This window comes from Streptomyces sp. NPDC058284, from assembly GCF_042881135.1.
In the GTDB taxonomy this organism is placed as follows: Bacteria; Actinomycetota; Actinomycetes; order Streptomycetales; family Streptomycetaceae; genus Streptomyces.
The window spans coordinates 616,564-634,603 of the sequence record NZ_JBHVYE010000001.1 but is presented as its reverse complement, the minus strand read 5'-3'; the positions used below and the strand labels follow the sequence as shown (position 1 = coordinate 634,603).

Sequence of the window (18,040 nt, the reverse complement as noted above, 5' to 3'; positions counted from 1 at the left end):
CGCATCACAGCAGGTGGGAGCCCTACTCTTCTTCGCTTGTCTCGCTCACCACCAGGCCCTGCTCGGCGCGCACCGCGTCGGCGAGGAAGCTGAGTGATCCCTCCTCGGGGACGTACCAGTGCTCGGGGCCCTGCACCGAGGTGTCCTTCCCCGACGCCATGCGGCGCATGTGTCGTACCAGACCGCTGGGTGAGTACCACTGCATGTCGGCCTGCCACTGCAACTGCTTCGAAGCAGAATTCCGCCACACGGCCAGACCCCGGGCGGGGTCCTCGGCCAGCCACTCCGTCATCTCGCGACGCTGCGGCCTGCTTCTCGGACGGAACTCCAGCACTGTGCCATCGGCTATGCGGTCGGCGGTCACCAGCGTTTTGACGGCATCCACCTGCCGGCCCTTCGGTTCATCGCTGTCGGCGACCTGGTACTCCGCGTCTAGCGGCGGGGCGGGGTGGCCGGCCAGCATGCCTCGTACGGCGGTGCGCGCCACCCTCTGCATACGCTCGGTGTTCCGTACGGCTGCGATCACGTGACTGGTGGGCCCGTACTCCTTGTCGATGGCCTGCAGAGCCCAGCCGAGAGCGTCCTCGACGAGCGCGGGAACATGAGCGAGCTGCACGTCCCAGTCCGTGGCCGGGTCCTGGATGGCGCTGGTGTCGAGCTGGCGGTACACGACATGGGTGATCAAAAGGTCACCGTAACTTGCCGCTGCCTCGGCCCGTCCGCGCAGCCCCTCCCGCAGTTCGGTGAGCCGGTCGCGGACCGCACGCAGTAGTTGGACGGAGCGCCACACCCTGTGCGCCTCGGGTGAAGAGCCGAAAAGCTCCTTATAGGTGTCATCGCCCCAGAGCGCGGAGAGGTCACGCTTGGCCAGCGCGGCGAACTCCGCGTTGGGGTGAGCGGCCGCAAGTGCCTCGGCTGCCTCGGTGATCGAGCAGCCGTGCTCGCGGTCGGGTTTCGGCTCGCCACGCTTGATGACGTAGCTGCGGTGCAGTAAGAGCGCGAAGTCCTCGCGCAACTTGATCTGGCCCGGGTCGAGGGACTTGAAGTCGCGGTCCTCGATGGGGTTCTGCGTGTTCGTACTCGTGGTGACCTGGTCGCCGAAGCCGGGTGGGCAATTCTCCAGGGAAATCAGGCGCACTAACACCCGGCCTTTGGAGGCATTCTCGGCGTCGGTGGTGTAGGCCTTGTGGATCGCGCTCACGGTCTGGGCCCCGTTGACGACACTGACGCCCTTGAGGTTGAAGTCACCCACGCCGCCCGGCACCACCGAGGGCCCGGCGGGCTTGACGCTGTCGCAAAGCATCGTGATGCCGTTGCTGAAGTACCAGAAGTGCTCGGGGTGTTCGAGCAGGGTGTTCCGGATCTTGACATTGACATCGGTCAGGTCCAGCGCGTCGCGGATGTTCCTGGCGAACAGCCCCCGGCGGTGCTCGGTGAATAGGGCGGCGACTTCCGGTATGGACATCGTCCCGTACATGGCCTGGTACGGCATTGACTCGTATCCGAAGCCTTCGAGGCGCACACGGGAGTCGATCTTCGGTGCAGCGGCGTTGCCGAGGATCTCGCGGTGGAAGTCACGCAGATCGAGGATCTTGTAGTCGACCATGTCTACGACCCGGTTGTGCTTGTCGATGCCGTCCTGGAGGAGCTGGAGCACTTCGGAGTTGAGCGGCTCGGTGCGCATCAGCGCGAGCACGAGGGTGATCTTCGGCGTTCCCCCCTCGGTGTCGAAGGCCTGCTCAAGCTGCGGTACATGCCGCTGAAAGCGGCGATTGAACCGGTTGAAATCGAGGTGCAGGATCAGATCCAGCCCGCGCAGCATCTTGTGGACTTCGTCCTCGCCGAACTTGGCTCTGCCCTGGTGGTTCCACTTGGCCTGGATGAGGGTGATCCGAGGCTGTGCGGACCGTAACTCGATGGCGATGGCGTCGAGTCCGCGGTCGTCTTGCCCGTCGAAGACGGACTGGGCGGCAATCACGTCGCTACACGGGTGCTCGATCTGGGTGGCGAGGGCGGCGAGGCTACGGCTGAGGAGGTCATCCTCCCGGTGCTTCTCTGTGGGCCACTTCTTGTCCGTCAGGTCGATCAGATCCGTGAAGCGCTCTTCGAGCACCTTGCGGACGTACCGGACCTGCACCACGCTCATGCCATCGCTCCCCGTCAAGAGTGTCAGGCGGATCACTCTATCGAGGGACTGCTGTGCGGTGCGGTCGGTTGCTGATCTTCCTCGGCTTTGAAGTGCAGGCGCGCACCGCCGAGGTCCTCACCAAGGTGATCGCCCGTAACAACGGTGCTCGCAAAGCGGACGGGGATCGATGCCGAGGAGGCGGTCCACCTGGTCACGTCAGAAACCGTGGCGGACGCGACCGTGAGAGCCTCGGACCAGGCGCGCGAAGGTGCGGAGACGGTTCACGCTGTGCGTCCGGTCAGGGTGGACAACACGGACTGTCTTGGCGGCGGCCTGGGTTCTGTTGCGCCTGGTCATGGCTGCGGCCGAGGCCGGCAAGTATGCGAGTCTGAACGGCGACGGTCGCACGGCGACACAGTCGATGGATTTGGCAACCGAACTCGGAGCAGCCCTCGCGGCTGACCGGGTTGACGAGGAAACCGAGGCGCCCGTCGCGCTGATGGACGAGTTGGCCCAAGTGGTCGAGTCCGTGGCAGGGAAGATCGAGTCCGAAGGTTGGTGTAGCTGCCCTTGCGGGGCAGATGCAGGAACGGGATGACGTGGACGTCGAGGTCGTGCCGGTCATGCGCACGGACGCTCGGCTAGCTCGCCAGTCGTGCGCCTGGACGGATTCGTAGCCGACAGATCACCATATGCGATCGCCCGGGACCGGCCGGTAGTACAGCAGTGCACAGCAGATGACGGGTGCTCGGCGTTCGAGACGCTGCCGCCGCCGAGCTGGCCATGGAGCCTTCCGAGAGGCGGGCGACGTGCACTACCGCCACTGCGGGAGGACTGGGGTCTCGCGCATGCCCACAGCGTTGTTAATTGACGTGCCGATTGTTGACGGCGGTGTATCAGTGTGGCCCTGGCAAGTTTGATGCCGCAACCCATGCCCTGCAACCGATGAAGTGTGCTCTCTTACGTCTGTTCGAAAATTGCTTCGACACGCTCGAGCGCCGTGCTCCACTCGCGTTCGAGGACGGCCGCGAGCTCGTCTTCGAGGGCACGTCGCTGCAGCTGCTGGAACCATTCGCGGTTTCGGCCTAGAACACGGTCGCGGTACCCCGACCCCTGACCCCACTCGTCGGCGTTGTCGCTCCAGAACTTCGGATCTTCTCGGAGCTCGTCGCGGTAGAGCGTAAGGCCGGTGAGCTGAACCTTGCGTAGCAGCTCGTCGTAGGCGGTGCTCATGAGCTGGCGTGCCTGCGACAGGAGATCGGTCGCGTCGGGCATCAATTCAGACAGGGTCTCGCATCGTGTGGTGAACTCGTCCACCGACTCCCGCAAGGCATCTGCGGCGACCTTCCGCGCGCCGTAACCGAGCTGGTGCATGTAGCTCAGCGATCGCCATTCACCTTCTCTGCGGACCGCCGCGTTCACGCTGCTCACGTGCGCGCGTTGAATTTCATTCAGGAGCGTGTCATGGACGTGTCCGCTGATTGGCGCTGGCTTTGGATGTTGCTTGATCCAGCTCGAGAGGAGCCCTCCGGCTTCGCGCTGGACGGCCTGGACCTGTTCCTTTTGTGCGTTGTTGAGCAGGGACTGCGTCCGGTCCAGAACATCGTCCATTTGGCGCTGGAACTGGTCGCGTGTCCGTGTCATGCGCTCACGCAGGAAGGTGCGTAGGCCCTCTGGCTCGTCCTCGAGAGCATTGAAGAAGAACGTCGAGTCCTCGCCGAGCCGGTACGGCGTGAGCGCGTTGAGGACCTGCTCGTTCTTAAGTTCGTACCCCTCCTCGCTCGTCTCGGCCCGAGACCCGGCCTCGTCCTTGACAGCCAGCGCTTCGCCGGGGCGGGCGAGGACGAGCACGCCGGCATTGGATTCGATCTGTGTGTTGTTGATGTCGCGAGCTCGCTGAAGGAGGTGCTGGATGGACGCCGAGGGGGCGTCGTTGAAATGGGAGCACAGGATCGACACCGTATGCGGGTCCTCCAGCAGCTCTTCGAGATCAGCGCGGCCGGATGGCTGGTCAATTCCTCGGGTGTCGATCAGCCTTACGTTGAAGTCGTCGATCTCCAGCAAATCAGGGACAATGAGGTCGATTCGTGCTGGAAGGGAGAATTCTGGATGTCGACCATTGTTGATCTGCTCGAAGGTCGATTTCATCCACTCCAACGGGGTGGCGGTGAGCGTGGGGCTGTGCCACTCGTCGCGCCGGTCGCGCCGATGCAGGCCCATCCGAGTCAGTACCTCGACGACGAGATCCCGCCGCACCGGAAACTCCGCGATGAGTTCCTTGGCCGGATCAGTGGACACTCTCTTTCCGTCCGCGTTCTTGATGCGCTTCACCGAAAGCCCCGCCATGTTCCGGATGACCCGCTCGATCTCGCGGGGGACCACCGGGGTGCCGTCTTCGTCGGCTACACACGGGCGCGACTGCATGATTTGGTCGACGAAGTCCTCCACATCGGAACGGATATCGTCGTGGGTTCGAGGCTCGACGATAATGCCGTGTCCCTGTCCGCGACGCAGATGGACCTCGCACAGCGTGACCCCACCGGCACCGGTCTCCAGCACAGGCACGCTGTGACCTTGCGGGCCAGTGACCTCAAGGTTCATTGCTCGGCAGATCGCGGTGGATTTTCCGATACCGATACTGCCGATGAAGGCGACTTGGTGCTTGCGTCGTAGAAGCAGAGTGGCCAAACGTGAGATTTCCTTGACATATTCGTCCAGCCGGGTCCGGAAGGCGGCCGGCACTTCAGGACTCTTGCCCGCGTCCTCCAGCGCCACCATCATCTGCTCGGCTCGCCACAGCAAATGCTGGTCTGGATGATCAAGCGCTGGTCTCGGGAGGTGCTGCCAGTCTCGACCGAGGATAGTGGCTAGGTCGGCGGCCTCATCGGAGCCGATGGCCTCCAGCAGCGTCGCGAGCTCGTCGTTCGAGAGTGTGCGCTCACCGGCCTCGATGCGCGATAGCACCGCCTGACTCCACGTGACTTTCCGGGCGAGCTCCGCCTGCTTCATTCCGTTGTGCTCGCGTAGTTGGGCCAGTCGATGTCCCAACTGGGTGTCACTGACTCCATGCATGAGCGACAAGGCCCCTCCCTAGCTCAACATTGCCGCAAGCTTCTAGCAACGTTGCTACAAAGTCAATAGACCCCGCTCGGTCGCGAAGTCCGCTCTGTGTCAAAGCACTTGGAAATCTGCACCATGGCCGCCGTCAATCTGGGCATTCCTTCGATCCCGAGCCTGTGGGTGCCCACAACCCTGTCACCCACGCTGAACTGCGACTTGAGGGTCACGGCATGAGCACATCGAAAGCACTCGTGAGCCCGTCGGCGTACGCTTGGGAATCGTGACGTTCCCTCTGGCCTACCGATTCGGCTGCCTCCTGCTCGGCTGGCTGCGCCTGCTGGCCCGCTCCTCCGTGGCCAAGGATGTCGAGATACTTGTACTCCGGCAGCAGCTGGCCGTCCTGCAGCGCAGCAGCCTCAAGCCCGCCTTCACCCGCAGGGACCGCGCCGTGTTCGCAGCCCTGCTCTGACTCCTGGGCAAGCGTCACTGTTCAGTGCTGAAGCTGCGGGTCACGCGGCGTACCGTGCTGCGCTGGCATCCGAGGCTGGTCGCGAAGGAGTGGACCTATCCGCACCGCGGCCCGGGCAGTCCGGTCAAGCCCGAGGCACTGCGTGCTCTGGTGCTGCGCCTGGCCCGCGAAAACGATGGATGGGGGTACCGCCGTATCCATGGCGAACTGCTGAACCTGGGCTGGAAGGTCGCAGCCTCCACCGTTTGGGAGATCTTGCAGCACGCCGGGGTCGACCCGGCGCCCCAGCGGGCCAGCCGCTCCTAGACCCGGTTCCTCAAGGCCCAGGCCACGGGCATCCTCGCCGTCGACGTCTTCCATGTGGATAACGGTTTTCCTGCTGCGTCTGTTCGTTCTGTTCTTCATCGAGCACGGCACCCGTCGCGTCCACATCGCCGGCGTCACCCGGCACGTCACCGTCGTGTGGGCCACCCAGTAAGTCCGAAAACCTCCTCATGGGCCTGGATGACACGTGCAACATCGGCATCCAGTACCTGATCCGCGACAACGCCGGCTACTTCACTGAGGGCTTCGACGCGTTCTTCAACGCTATCGACGCCCGGGTGGTGCCCATCCTTCCGGGCGTGCCTCGGATGAACGCGATCGCCGAGCGTTGGGTGGGATCCTGCCGACGCGAGGCCACCGACCGAATCCTGATCGCGGGCGAACGACATCTGCGCCTCGTCGTCGACGAGTACGCCGACCACCACAACGAACATCGACCTCACCGATCACTCGGGCAGCGATGCCCCGACGGTGTCGGCGCGCCTGAACCGCCTGGCATCGATGGCCCATCGCGTGTCATCCGGCGGGATCGCCTCGGCGGCCTCATCCACAAATGCGCGCAGGTCGCATAGGGCGACGGGGGTTGTCGGCACGCACAGGCAATCGGGCACGGTTTCTCCGGCTCACGTTGCCCGTGCGAGCCGTGAGACGCAGGCAGAGTGTCTGCATGGCAGTGGTACGACGGGCTACCTCAGGGGCGTAGATGCATCCCATCAATAAATTGCGTGTGCATACACTCGGGGAGGGATCTTGCGTCTCGCGGGAACCTCAACATCAATTAGCACTGTTGTTGCTGGTCAAAGGATCTCGTGAACGTCCCACCAGCTAAGACCCCTGTTCATCAGGGGTCTTTTGCTTTTCTGTTCGGGGAGCACGTCACCAGGGCTACGGACGTGGGTGGTCAGCGCGCGGGGTGCGGGGGCGTGGCGCGTTCGTCGGCCCACAGGGAGCGCACGTGGCCCAGGTGCCGCGCCATGCAGCGCTCCGCGGCCTCCGCGTCGCCGGACAGCATGAGGTCCAGGAGTTCGATGTGCTCCTCGGCCGAGGGGGTCAGCTGGTCGCGTTCGTCCAGGGTCGTCAGGCCGTAGAGGCGGGAGCGCTTGCGGAGGTCGCCGACCGTCTCGACCAGTCGGTCGTTGCCCGAGAGGGCGAGCAGCGAGAGGTGGAAGCGGCGGTCGGCCTCCAGATAGCCGATGAGGTCGTGGTCGCGGGCGGCGCGCACGATTTCCTCGGCGACCGGCCGCAGCACCTCCAGGTCCTCGCGGGCCGCGGTCCGGGTGATCCGGCCGATCATCGGGACCTCGATCAGGCTGCGGATCTCCGTGTACTGGTCGAGATCGCGTTCGTCGACCTCGGTGACCCGGAACCCCTTGTTGCGGACCGGCTCGACCAGGCCCTCCCGCGCCAGGTCGAGCATCGCCTCGCGGACCGGTGTCGCCGAGATGCCGAAGTCCTCGGCGAGGCCGGGCGCGGAGTAGATCTCGCCGGGGCGCAGTTCTCCGGAGATCAGGGCGGCCCGCAGCGCGTGGCCGACCTGGTCGCGCAGCCGCTCCCTGGTGGTGATGAGGTTCTTCTGCTTCAGGTGCCCCATGGTGTCCCCTCCGGTGGTCCCCGCGCCCGCGCGGATCACCAACGTACAATGTCACGTTGTCAGTTGGGGGAGAGGGAGACGAGGCTTCGGGCGTCAGAGGGCGAAGCCCGCGGGGAAGGGGTCGTCGGGGTCCAGGAAGTACTGGGCCGTGCCGGTGATCCAGGCCCGTCCGGTGATGCGCGGGACGACCGCCGGCCGGCCCGCCACCTCCGTCTCCGCCACCAGCCGGCCCGTGAACTCCGTACCGATGAACGACTCATTGACGAAGTCGCGGTCAAGCGGGAGCTCGCCGCGGGCGTGGAGCTGGGCCATGCGCGCGGAGGTGCCCGTTCCGCACGGTGAGCGGTCGAACCAGCCCGGATGGATCGCCATCGCGTGCCGGGAGCGGCGGGCGTCCGAGCCGGGTGCGGCGAGGTAGACGTGTTTGATGCCGGTGATGTCCGGCTGCTCGGGGTGCGTCGGGCGCTCCGGTGACGCGTTGATCGCGTCCATGACGGCGAGGCCCGCCGTGAGGAGGTCGTCCTTCCGCGCCCGGTCGAACGGCAGCCCCAGCGCGTCGAGCGGGACGAACGCGTAGAAGTTCCCGCCGTACGCCATGTCGTACGTGACCGTGCCGTGTCCCGGCACCTCGACCTTGCGGTCCAGCGCGACGCAGAACGCGGGGACGTTGGTCAGGGTGGCCGAGGTGGCCGCCCCGTCGCTCACGCGTACGTCGACGGAGACGAGGCCCGCCGGTGTGTCCAGGCGGACCGTCGTGACCGGCTCGGTGACCTGGACCATGCCGGTCTCGACCAGGACGGTGGCCACGCCGATCGTCCCGTGGCCGCACATGGGCAGGAGCCCGGACACCTCGACGTAGAGCACTCCGTAGTCGGCGTCGGGGCGGGTCGGGGGCTGGAGGATCGCGCCGCTCATCGCGGAGTGGCCGCGCGGCTCGTACATCAGCAGGGTGCGTAGGTGGTCCAGGTGTTCGACGAAGTGGAGCCTGCGGTCGGCCATGGTGGCTCCGGGGATCACCCCGACGCCACCGGTGATCACGCGCGTGGGCATGCCCTCGGTGTGCGAGTCGACGGCGTGGAAGACGTTGCGGGTGCGCATGGGTCCCTTCCGGTTCTCGGTCTCGGCGCGGTGGCGGGGGCCTATCGGCAAGCAGCCGGGGGGAGGCTTGGCGGGCGGCGGGTGCCTCAGCGGTGGCCCGCCGCCAGCGCCTTCTCGGTGGCCGAGCGCACCAGGTCCGCCGTGGGGCCGGAGAGCGGGGAGCGCGGCGGGCGGGTCGGGCCGCCGCGACGGCCCACGATGTCCATCGACAACTTGATCGCCTGCACGAACTCCGTCTTGGAGTCCTGGCGCAGGAGCGGGTGCAGGGAACGGTAGAGGGGCAGCGCCGTGTCCAGGTCACGGGCGCAGGCGGCGTCGTAGAGCTCGACACAGGAGGCCGGGAACGCGTTCGGGTAGCCGGCGATCCAGCCGACCGCGCCGGCGAGGGCGAGTTCGAGCAGGACGTCGTCCGCTCCGATCAACAGGTCCAGGTCCGGGACCAGCTCGGCGATCTCGTACGCCCTGCGGACATCCCCGGTGAACTCCTTCACGGCCACGACGCTGCCGTCACCGTGCAGCTGCCGCAGCAGCTCCGGGGTGAGGTCGATCCTGGTGTCGAGGGGATTGTTGTACGCGACCACGGGCAGCCCGGCCTTGGCGGCCTCGGTGTAGTGGTCGCGCACGGCCCGCTCGTCGGCGCGGTAGGTGTTCGGCGGCAGCAGGAGTACGGAACCGCAGCACGCGTCCGCCGCCTGCTCGGCCCAGCGGCGGGACTCGGCGCTGCCGTACGCGGAGACGCCGGGCATGACGCGGGCCCCGTCGCCCGCGGCCTCGACGGCGGTACGGACGACGCGGGCGCGTTCGTCGTCGGTGAGGGTCTGGTACTCGCCGAGGGAGCCGTTCGGGACGACGCCGTCGCAGCCGTTGCCGATGAGGTGGCGCACGTGCTCGGCGTACGCGTCGTAGTCGACGGAGAGGTCTTCGCGCAGGGGGAGTGCGGTGGCGACCATGATGCCGCGCCAGGGGCGTTCGGCGGTCCAGGTGGCTGAGGTCATGAGGGCTGCCCTTCTGTCGGGTGGGGTGGGGAGGTGGGCAAGGTGGGGGGAGGTGGGGGCGGTAGAGGCGGCTGGGGGGAGTAAGGGGCTGAGGGGGCTGGGGTGGCTTAGGCGGCAGGGTTGTCCGGGAGGGAGGCGTTCGGTGTTTCGGAGGGCTGGGCCTCTGGAAGGGGCGGCTTCGGGAGTGGTGTTTCCGACGGTGGTGTTTCCGACGGTGGTGTTTCCGGTGGGGGTGGTTCCACGGGTGGTGATTCCGGCAGAGGAGTCTCCGGCAGAGGGGATTCCGGCTGAGAGGTTTCCGGGAGGGAGGCCAGGATCGCCAGCGGTACGGGGGTGGCGAGCGGGCGGCGGTCCGGGGGCGGGGACGGCTGCGGTCGGGGGTCGGCAGGTCCCTGTATGGGACGGGCAGGTCCCTGCACGGGGCCCGGCGACGCGGCGAGGCACGCCACCGCCGACCCGCACATGCGGCCCTGGCACCAGCCCATGCCGGCCCGGGTGAGCAGCTTCACGGTGCGTGCGTCATGGGCGCCGTAGTCCGTGACGGCCTCGCGGACGCGGCCCGCGGTGATCTCCTCGCAGCGGCACACCTCCGTGTCGTCGGAGAGCCACCTGAGCCAGCCCGGCCGCGGCGCGTGCGCGGCGGCCATGACGTCGGCGAAGGCGTGCATCCGGTCGCGGACGCGCCGCAGGGTGCGCAAGTACGAGGCCGGGGCGGGGCGTCGCCCGGTCAGCCTGGCGGCGATGGCGAGGGCCGCCAACTCCCCCTCTGCGATCGCCAGTTGGGCGCCACCGATGCCGGAGGTCTCGCCCGCCGCCCACATCCCGCGCAGGGAGGTCTCCTGCAGTGGCCCGAGGGAGAGGGCGTGCGTGCCGTCGGTGGTGCGGTGGGTGGCGCAGCCCAGGCCGGTCGCCAGGTCGATCTGCGGAATCAGGCCGTGGCCGACGGCCAGCGCGTCACAGGCGATGCGGCGCCCGGTGCCCGGTACCGGGCACCAGTCGTGGTCGAGACGGGATACCGTCACCGCCTCCACCCGGTCCGTGCCGTGCGCCTCGGTCACCGCGTGTCGGGTGCGCACACGCACCTTGTGGCGCAGCAGCGCCGTGCCGTGGAGTGCGGCCTCCGCCAGCTTCCGTGGCTGGGCGGCGAGTACGCGGGGGTGGCGGGCATAGCCGAGATATCCGGACGCTTCTATCAGTGCGGGCACCTCCGCCCCGGCCGCCGTGAGCGAGGTGGCCGCGGCCAGCAGGAGGGGCCCGCTGCCCGCGACGACCACGCGCCTGCCGGGCAGGGCGAGACCGGATTTGAGCATGGCCTGGGCGCCGCCCGCGCCCACCACGCCGGGAAGGGTCCAGCCGGGGAAGGGGAGGTGGCGTTCGTACGAGCCGGTGGCGAGGAGGATCGTGCGGGCCCGCACGATCACCGGCCGCTGTCCCGGCCCGCTCGGACCGCCTGCCCTGCCCGCCTCACGCGCGTCCTCCGCCCTGCCCGCCTCACGCGCGTCCTCCGCCCTGCCCGCCTCACCCGTCTCCCCCGCCCCGCCCCACCCGTCCTCGCCGGCGAGAGCGTGCACGGTCCAGTCGTTCTCGGACTCGCGCGTCACCGTCCACACGTGGTGGCCGAAGAGCAGGGTGGCGTTGCTCGCCTCCAGGCGGTCGCGCAGGTTGGCGAAGCGGGGCCAGTCGTGGTGCAGGGCCTCGGGTCGGGTGGCGCGTGCGGCCGGGGCCGGGTGTCGGTAGAACTGGCCGCCCGGTCGGCCCGCTGAGTCCAACAGTGCCACGGTCAGGCCGAGTTCGGCCGCGCGTACGGCACCGGCAAGGCCCGCGGGCCCGGCGCCGAGCACCACGACGTCGTACCGCCCGAGGTCGGAGTACGCCCCGGAAGCCTCATGCCCTTGTATGGCCTCGGACCCTTGCAAGGTCTCAGGCCCTTCCATGGCATCAGCCCCTTCCATGGCCTCATGCCCTCGCGGCGCCTCAGACGTCGAGCCCGGCATGGCCATGCCCTTCCTGAGTGGTGACGGCGTCGCCGGGCCGGGCGGTGACCAGGCAGGCTCGCCTGTTGGGCACTCCGTTGACGGTCGCGAGGCAGTCGTAGCACTGGCCGATCCCGCAGAACGCACCGCGCGGCCGACCGCCGACGCGGGTGGTCCGCCAGGCGAGGATTCCCGCGGACCAGAGCACGGCGGCGATGGACTGGCCCGGCAGCGCGTCGAGTTGATGTCCGTCGAAGGTGATCGGGAAGGTGCCCCCGGGGGCGGCCTTCACGAGATCGGCGGGGGCCCGGTCGTCACGTGCCATGTGGGCGACTCCTCCCGGAGGCCGTGGGGATGTGGGTGGCGAGGGCGCGGCGGGGCCTCATCGCGGGGTGTCCGCCCGTACGCGGCGGTCCGAAGCGCGGCAGTCCGCAGCGCGGCGGTCCGCGGCGTAGCGCTCCGAAGCGAAGCGGTCCGGCGCGAACGGTACTGGCGACACCGGCAGTTCACGTCCCGTCAGCATCGCGGCGAGCAGCGCCCCCGTCGCCGGGGCGAGGCCGATGCCCGCGCCCTCGTGGCCGCAGGCGTGCAACAGGCCGGGGACGCGTGGGTCGGGGCCGATCGCCGGGAGGTGGTCCGGGAGGTAGGGGCGGAACCCGGCGTAGGTGCGGATCGCGCGCACCTCGGCGAGTACGGGGAACAGGTGCAGCGCCTGGGCCCCGAGGCGCCGCAGGACCTCCACCGACAGCGTGCGGTCGAAGCCCACGCGCTCCCGGCTCGCCCCGATCAGCACCGGGCCTGCCGGAGTGCCTTCCACCACGGCGGAGGTCTGCAGCGCCGCGGAGCCGCTCGCGACGTCGGACACGTACTCCGCGGAGTACACCTTGTGGCGCACCACGCGCGGCAGCGGTTCGGTGACGAGGACGAAACCGCGCCGGGGGAGCACCGGCAGTTCCACGCCCGCCAGGCGCGCGAGTTGGCCGCCCCACGTGCCCGCGGCGTTGAGCACATGGGGCGCCCGCGCCTCGCCCCGCTGCGTCCGTACGCCCCGTATCTCGCCCCTCGGTCCGGTGAGGAACGCGGTGACCTCCTCACCCAGCCGCAGCGTCAGCCGTCCGGCGTCGGCCGCCGCCCGCAGCAGGTGGGCGGCGGCGAGCGCGGGCTGTACCTGCGCGTCCTGCGGGTAGTGGAAACCACCGGCCAGGCCGGGTGCGAGGTGCGGTTCGAGGTCGGCGAGGCGGTCGGCCGGGACCTCGACGGCCTCGACGCCCGCGCCCCGCTGCTCGGCGGCGAGGTCGCGCAGTGCGGTCAGGCCCTGCTCGCTGGAGGCGACGACCAGGCCGCCCTTCGTCTCGTACTCGATGCGTGCGGGGAGTCCGCGGGCGAGTTCCCGCCACAACCGGGCGGAGAGGAGAGCGAGTTCGAGCTCGGGGCCCGGCTCCTTGTCGGAGACGAGGAGATTGCCCTCGCCCGCTCCGGTGGTGCCGCCGGCGACGGGGCCGCGATCGATGACCGTGACGTGGAGGCCGGAACGCGCGGCGTAGTAGGCGCAGGCGGCGCCGACCACGCCCGCCCCCACGACGATGAGGTCCGAGCGGCCCGGGGAGTCCGGAGGAGCTGAGAGATCCGAGGGGTCCGAGGGGTCCGGTGGTCCGGACGAATGTCCCGTGAGCACGGCAGTAATATTTCACATGGCACTGGCGCTGCCAAGGGGCCGTACGGACAAGGCAGTTGAGCGCGTGCGGCTCGAGGTCAGTCGCGGCGGAGGTGCGTTCCCGGTGTGTAGCCGTAGGCGCGGCGGAACACGTCGATGAACGCGCTGGTGGACGACCACCCGCAGCGGTGTGCGACCGCTGTGACCGCCAGGCCGTCGGCCAGCATGCGCAGGGCGTGGTAGAGGCGCAGTTGGGTGCGCCACTGGGGAAACGTCATGCCCAGCTCGCGGCGGAAGAGGCGGCTGAGGGTGCGTTCGCCGGCGCCTGCCGCGGTGGCCAGCTCGGCCAGGCCGCGTGGGTCCGCGGGGTCTTGGTGCAGCAGGTCGCAGACGGCGGTGAGGCGGGGGTCCGAAGGGGCGGGCAGTTGGACGGGCTCCTGCGGGGACGCGCGCAGCTGGTCGAGGAGTACGGCGCGCAGGCGGCGGCGCTCGGCGGAATCGTCGTGCGGGGACCGGGTACAGGCGAGGATCAGTTCCCGCAGCAGCGGGCTGACGGCGAGGACGGTCGGGGTGGCGAGGCCGAGCGGATTCGTGGCGGCGGGCAGTCCGACCAGGTGCAGGGCGAGGTGGCCGTGGGCGCGGTGCGCGTGCACGCAGCCCGCGGGCACCCAGATGGCGCGGGTGCCCGGCGCGAACCAGGTGCCCGCGTCGGTGGTGACGGCCACCACGCCGGAGCCCGCGTAGACGATCTGGTGGTTGTCGTGGCGGTGCGCGTCGATGCGTTCGCCGGGAGCCAACTCCCGGGTCGCGGTGGGGGCGTCGGGGGTGTGGCGGATATTCGGCACAGGTTGGCACTTTATCGGAAGCGGGCCAGGGCGGGCCGCGACGACGATGAGGCGATGTCGACGAAACAGACTCCGGACGCGGCTGACGCGGCTGACGCGGCTAACGCGGCCCCGGGCCGCCGCCCCGCCCCCGGCAACGAGGCTCGGCCCTCCTCCCGCCCCGGCCCCATCCCCCTCCTCTCCCTCGGCCACGCCTGCGTGGACATCTACCAGGGGGCCGTGGCCGCCCTCGTGCCGTTCTTCGTCTCCGAGCGTGCCTATAGCTACGCCGCCGCGTCCGGCATCGTGCTCGCTGCCTCGTTGCTCTCCTCGGTGGTGCAGCCCCTGTTCGGCGCGCTCACCGACAAGTGGGCCATGCCGTGGCTGCTCCCGGTGAGCACACTGGTGGGCGGGACGGGGGTCGCCTTCGCCGGGGTCGGCGGGAACTACGTGCTGACGCTGCTGGCCGTCGCCGTGTCCGGCATCGGCGTCGCCGCGTACCACCCGGAGGCCGCGCGTGTGGCGCGGCAGGCCAGCCGGGGCAGCCACACCGCGATGAGCTGGTTCTCGCTGGGCGGAAACGTCGGCTTCGCGTTCGCGCCGCTGCTGGTCGCCGCCGTCGTCGCCACGGGCGGCCTGGGCGCCTCCCCGCTCCTGGTCGTGCCCGCCCTCGCGGGAGCCGCGCTGTGCGTGGCCGCGCTGCGGAGCGTCAGGGCTCGGGAGGCGGCGGAGCCCAAGAGCGAGGTCCCGGCTTCGACCGCTGCCGCCGAGGACGACTGGCCGTCGTTCGTCAAGCTGTCCGGCGCCATCGTCTGCCGATCCATCGTCTTCACCGGACTGAGCACCTTCATCGCCCTGTACGTGCGGGAGCGCACCGGCGGCGGTGAAGTCTCCGGCACCGTGGCGCTGTTCGTGCTCTACGTCGGCGGGGCGGCCGGAACCGTCGCGGGCGGACGGCTCGCCGCCCGGCACGGCCGTCTGCCGGTCGTCCGCTGGTCGTACGCCTCGTCGGTGCTCGCCGTTGCGGGCGTCGTCCTCGTCCCCGGGCCCCTCCTGTACGTCTTCGTCGCGCTCACCTCCGCCGCCCTGTACGTGCCCTTCTCCCTGCACATCACCCTCGGCCAGGACTACTTGCCCCGGCGCGTGGGCACCGCGAGCGGCGTCACACTCGGCCTGACCGTGAGCATCGGCGGTCTCGCGAGCCCGCTGATCGGCACCGTCGCCGACGCGACCTCCCTGCACGTCGCACTCGCACCGCTCGTCGTGCTGCCCGCGCTCGGCTGGCTCCTGCTGCGCACACTGCGCGAGCCGGGGGCGGCAGCCGTGTCCCGGTCCTGAGCGAGTGAGCCAGCGAGCGAGTGTGTGAGGCGGGGGGCGGGACGTTTCCTGGCGTCTGAGGGGTTGTCAGTGCAATTTCACATTACTACGTTACGCATCACATGGCGCGGCGGCGGCCCGCAAGTAGGACGCCAGGCACGCCAGTTGACCGAGGTGTCACCTCTCGCCTCCCCACCCCACAGGAGCCATCGGTGTACCGACCACGTCCACGAACCCTGCGCAGATCCGCGCTCTCCGGCGCGATAGCGGCGGTCCTCTGCGTCTCGGCCGCCCAGTACGGGCACGCGGCCACTTCCTCTCCCGCGGCGGCCGGACCCAGCGCCGCCGCGACCTCCGCCACCTCCGCGACCTCCCAGGCGTCCACGCCCGACAAGCCGAGCCCCTTCGACATCGTCGACCGGAAGGCGAAGGCTCCCAGGCCGAGCGCCTACAAGATCCCGGCGCCCGGCGGGCTCAAGGGCGGCCGCACCCCGGGTGCGCGCACGCCGGAACCGAAGGAGCGGCGCACGGTGAGAGCCGAGGCCGCCCCCTGCACCCTCGACGGCGTCACCGGCCTCTCGCCCGAGCGGTTCGCCGACTTCCTCGCCGACCCGGCCGTCACCGCCGACGGCTGCCTGCGCACGCTCCTCTGGACTTGGGACCGGCGCCTCGCCCCCGTCATGTCGGACGCCCACGTCCAGGCCGTCGCAGGCCGCATATCCCGGCTCGCCCCCGCCCACGACGGCAGGAACGGCGGCAACCTCCTGGAGATGCTCACCTACCTCCACGCCGTCGCCTACCAGGACTTCTCGCACGACGAGATCGACGTGACCGACGGGCCGACCGTCGACGCGATGCGCCGTGCCGTCGACGCCTTCGGTTCGGCCGCCCGCACCTTCGACGTGACCCCGGCCAACGCCGCGTCGCTGCGCGAGGCGCTCTACGCGGCGAGCGCCCCGGGGCTGCGGCAGCACCAACTCCCCTTGGTCAAGCGAGTGTTGTCCACCATGGACGCCGCTCACCCTGAGACCGCGAAGGACGCGGGCTGGGCCGGGTCCGCGCTCGCCGCGCTCTCCCTGAGCTACCTCGGCGTCTATCCCGGGAACCAGGACACCGCCTTCCACGCCGCGGTGAAGGCCGACCCCTCCTACCGGGCCGCCTTCAAGGCCTTCGGCGCGTACACCCACCTCAAGGGCACCGGCAACGCCTGGGTGGTGCGGGACGCACTGAGCGAGTACGGCAGGTTCGGGCAGATCGACGGACTGACCCAGGAGACCGTCTCCGGGCTCGGCGGCCTCGTCGCCGTCACCGCCCGCAACTTCGGTGAGGGCAGCGCCCCTTGGGCCAAGGTCGCCACCTGGCTGAACACGTTCGGGGCCTGCGCGCCGTACAAGGTGTGCAAGGAGGACATCGAGCGACGCCTCTTCCCGCGGACCTATACGTACGACAAGGGCGGGATGAAGGTCCGTACGGCGCTCGGCCGGGACACAGTCGACCAGCTCTACTACGCGAGCAAGCAGGTCAAGGCGCACTTCCACCGCGTCGTCGGCACCGAGGAGCCCCTCGCGGGCGACCCCAACACCGGACTGACGACCGTCCTCTACGCCTCGCGCGCCGACTACGAGAACTACCACCCCCTGCTCACCGGGATGGACACGAACAACGGCGGCGTCTACATCGAGCGCGGCGCGACCTTCTACACCTACCAGCGCCGCGTCCCGCAGGACTCCACGCTGACGCTGGAGGAGCTCTTCCGCCACGAGTACACGCACTACCTCAACGGCCGCTGGGCGGTGCCGGGCTTCTTCGGTGAGGGCCGGTGGTACGAGGGCGACCGGACCACCGCGATGGACGAGGGGACGGCCGAGTTCTTCGACGGCGCCACCCGCGACGACGGCATCAAGGTCCGCAAGTCACTGGTCAGGGGGATCATCGACGACACGGCGAACGGCGGGCCGCGGATGAGCGTGGACCAGCTCCTGCACGCCACGTACGACGGCGACGGCTTCCGCTTCTACGACTACGCCGGCACGTTCTTCGAGTTCCTGTGGAGCGAGCGCCCCGCGCTCCTGAAGGAGATGTACGGGTACCTGCGGGCCGACGACCCGGCGGGCTTCGACGCCTGGCGCGACCGGCTCGGCGGGGACGGGGGCCTGCAGAGCCGGTACGACGCCTTCCTCGACAAGCAGATCGCGCACGTCGACGACCTCTTCGTGCCGGACACGAGGTATGTGCCGGTAAGCGCGCTGCGCGACACCACCGCCGCGCAGGTCCGCGCCTCCTTCGTGGCCACGACGGGCATCACGCCCGACTGCCGCACGAACGGCGCGCCGGAGCGTCCGCGGTACATCTGCACGGGCCGGATCACCGCGAACCTCGGCGCGGCCGGTGACCCGGACGCCGTCTTCGAGGACATGTCGGAGACGGTGGACTACTTCCTCCTCGACCGCTCCGCGGCCGGTGACAACAACCTGGCCGACATGAACTGCACGTTCGGCAGGGTCGACATCTGGTCCGACGGCCGCGCGGGCAGTGCCGACTTCGGCTGCGAGGGCCCGCTGAAGGGCTGAGAGCCTGCTCTGTGACCGAAACCCCGAGGGGCGGCGG

Annotated in this window: 14 protein-coding genes; 5 read left to right on the top strand and 9 right to left on the bottom strand. The window is 69.4% G+C overall.

Going from position 1 to position 18,040, the window contains the following annotated elements; all coding sequences use genetic code 11:
* Positions 1-22: 22 nt before the first annotated feature.
* A complete protein-coding gene (locus ACFVYR_RS02450; protein WP_384247748.1) occupies positions 23-2,146 on the bottom strand; it encodes an AIPR family protein in 2,124 nt (707 codons plus the stop codon).
* A 942-nt stretch (positions 2,147-3,088) separates the two neighbouring features.
* Positions 3,089-5,200, bottom strand: a complete 2,112-nt coding sequence (locus ACFVYR_RS02445) for a helix-turn-helix domain-containing protein (RefSeq protein ID WP_384248018.1) — start codon at positions 5,198-5,200, stop codon at positions 3,089-3,091.
* Positions 5,201-5,468: 268 nt separating this feature from the next.
* Here ACFVYR_RS02445 and ACFVYR_RS02440 point away from each other — a divergent pair, with 268 nt between their 5' ends.
* The 3 genes from ACFVYR_RS02440 (at position 5,469) to ACFVYR_RS02430 (ending at position 6,553) form a co-directional block, all read left to right on the top strand.
* Positions 5,469-5,657, top strand: coding sequence for a hypothetical protein (locus ACFVYR_RS02440; protein ID WP_384247747.1), 189 nt, complete (start codon positions 5,469-5,471; stop codon positions 5,655-5,657).
* Positions 5,658-5,681: 24 nt separating this feature from the next.
* A complete protein-coding gene (locus ACFVYR_RS02435) occupies positions 5,682-5,963 on the top strand; it encodes a hypothetical protein (protein ID WP_384247746.1) in 282 nt (93 codons plus the stop codon).
* Positions 5,964-6,151: 188 nt separating this feature from the next.
* The gene (locus tag ACFVYR_RS02430) at positions 6,152-6,553 is read left to right on the top strand and encodes an integrase core domain-containing protein (protein WP_384247744.1); all 402 of its coding nucleotides are present in this window, start codon (positions 6,152-6,154) and stop codon (positions 6,551-6,553) included.
* Between the two features lie 329 nt (positions 6,554-6,882).
* On the opposite strand, the gene ACFVYR_RS02425 is transcribed toward ACFVYR_RS02430, so the two are convergent.
* The 7 genes from ACFVYR_RS02425 to ACFVYR_RS02395 all read right to left on the bottom strand — a co-directional run bounded on the left by ACFVYR_RS02425 (position 6,883) and on the right by ACFVYR_RS02395 (position 14,137).
* A complete protein-coding gene (locus ACFVYR_RS02425) occupies positions 6,883-7,572 on the bottom strand; it encodes a GntR family transcriptional regulator (protein ID WP_384247743.1) in 690 nt (229 codons plus the stop codon).
* 93 nt (positions 7,573-7,665) lie between these two features.
* Positions 7,666-8,670 carry a proline racemase family protein gene (locus ACFVYR_RS02420; RefSeq protein ID WP_384247741.1) on the bottom strand — a complete coding sequence of 335 codons (1,005 nt, stop codon included), beginning with the start codon at positions 8,668-8,670 and terminating at the stop codon, positions 7,666-7,668.
* 86 nt (positions 8,671-8,756) lie between these two features.
* Positions 8,757-9,665, bottom strand: a complete 909-nt coding sequence (locus ACFVYR_RS02415; RefSeq protein ID WP_384247740.1) for a dihydrodipicolinate synthase family protein — start codon at positions 9,663-9,665, stop codon at positions 8,757-8,759.
* Between the two features lie 107 nt (positions 9,666-9,772).
* Positions 9,773-11,599: an FAD-dependent oxidoreductase gene (locus ACFVYR_RS02410; RefSeq protein WP_384247738.1), complete on the bottom strand. Its 1,827-nt coding sequence runs from the start codon at positions 11,597-11,599 to the stop codon at positions 9,773-9,775.
* 40 nt (positions 11,600-11,639) lie between these two features.
* Positions 11,640-11,963: a (2Fe-2S)-binding protein gene (locus ACFVYR_RS02405; protein WP_384247737.1), complete on the bottom strand. Its 324-nt coding sequence runs from the start codon at positions 11,961-11,963 to the stop codon at positions 11,640-11,642.
* 57 nt (positions 11,964-12,020) lie between these two features.
* Entirely contained in the window at positions 12,021-13,223 is a 1,203-nt protein-coding gene (locus ACFVYR_RS02400) for an NAD(P)/FAD-dependent oxidoreductase (protein ID WP_384248016.1), read from the bottom strand.
* A 167-nt stretch (positions 13,224-13,390) separates the two neighbouring features.
* Positions 13,391-14,137, bottom strand: a complete 747-nt coding sequence (locus ACFVYR_RS02395) for an AraC family transcriptional regulator (protein WP_384247736.1) — start codon at positions 14,135-14,137, stop codon at positions 13,391-13,393.
* 168 nt (positions 14,138-14,305) lie between these two features.
* On the opposite strand from ACFVYR_RS02395, the gene ACFVYR_RS02390 reads away from it, so the two are divergent.
* Both ACFVYR_RS02390 and ACFVYR_RS02385 read left to right on the top strand, forming a co-directional pair.
* Complete coding sequence (locus ACFVYR_RS02390; protein WP_384248015.1) at positions 14,306-15,454, top strand: MFS transporter; 1,149 nt, start codon at positions 14,306-14,308, stop codon at positions 15,452-15,454.
* 191 nt (positions 15,455-15,645) lie between these two features.
* Positions 15,646-18,003: a collagenase gene (locus tag ACFVYR_RS02385; protein WP_384247734.1), complete on the top strand. Its 2,358-nt coding sequence runs from the start codon at positions 15,646-15,648 to the stop codon at positions 18,001-18,003.
* Positions 18,004-18,040: the final 37 nt, after the last annotated feature.

Coding starts and splice junctions, on each gene's coding strand:
- ACFVYR_RS02450 (WP_384247748.1), bottom strand. CDS start 2,146: ATGAGCGTGGTGCAGGTCCGGTACGTCCGCAAGGTGCTCGAAGAGCGC.
- ACFVYR_RS02445 (WP_384248018.1), bottom strand. CDS start 5,200: ATGCATGGAGTCAGTGACACCCAGTTGGGACATCGACTGGCCCAACTA.
- ACFVYR_RS02430 (WP_384247744.1), top strand. CDS start 6,152: ATGGGCCTGGATGACACGTGCAACATCGGCATCCAGTACCTGATCCGC.
- ACFVYR_RS02425 (WP_384247743.1), bottom strand. CDS start 7,572: ATGGGGCACCTGAAGCAGAAGAACCTCATCACCACCAGGGAGCGGCTG.
- ACFVYR_RS02420 (WP_384247741.1), bottom strand. CDS start 8,670: ATGCGCACCCGCAACGTCTTCCACGCCGTCGACTCGCACACCGAGGGC.
- ACFVYR_RS02415 (WP_384247740.1), bottom strand. CDS start 9,665: ATGACCTCAGCCACCTGGACCGCCGAACGCCCCTGGCGCGGCATCATG.
- ACFVYR_RS02410 (WP_384247738.1), bottom strand. CDS start 11,599: ATGGAAGGGCCTGAGACCTTGCAAGGGTCCGAGGCCATACAAGGGCAT.
- ACFVYR_RS02405 (WP_384247737.1), bottom strand. CDS start 11,963: ATGGCACGTGACGACCGGGCCCCCGCCGATCTCGTGAAGGCCGCCCCC.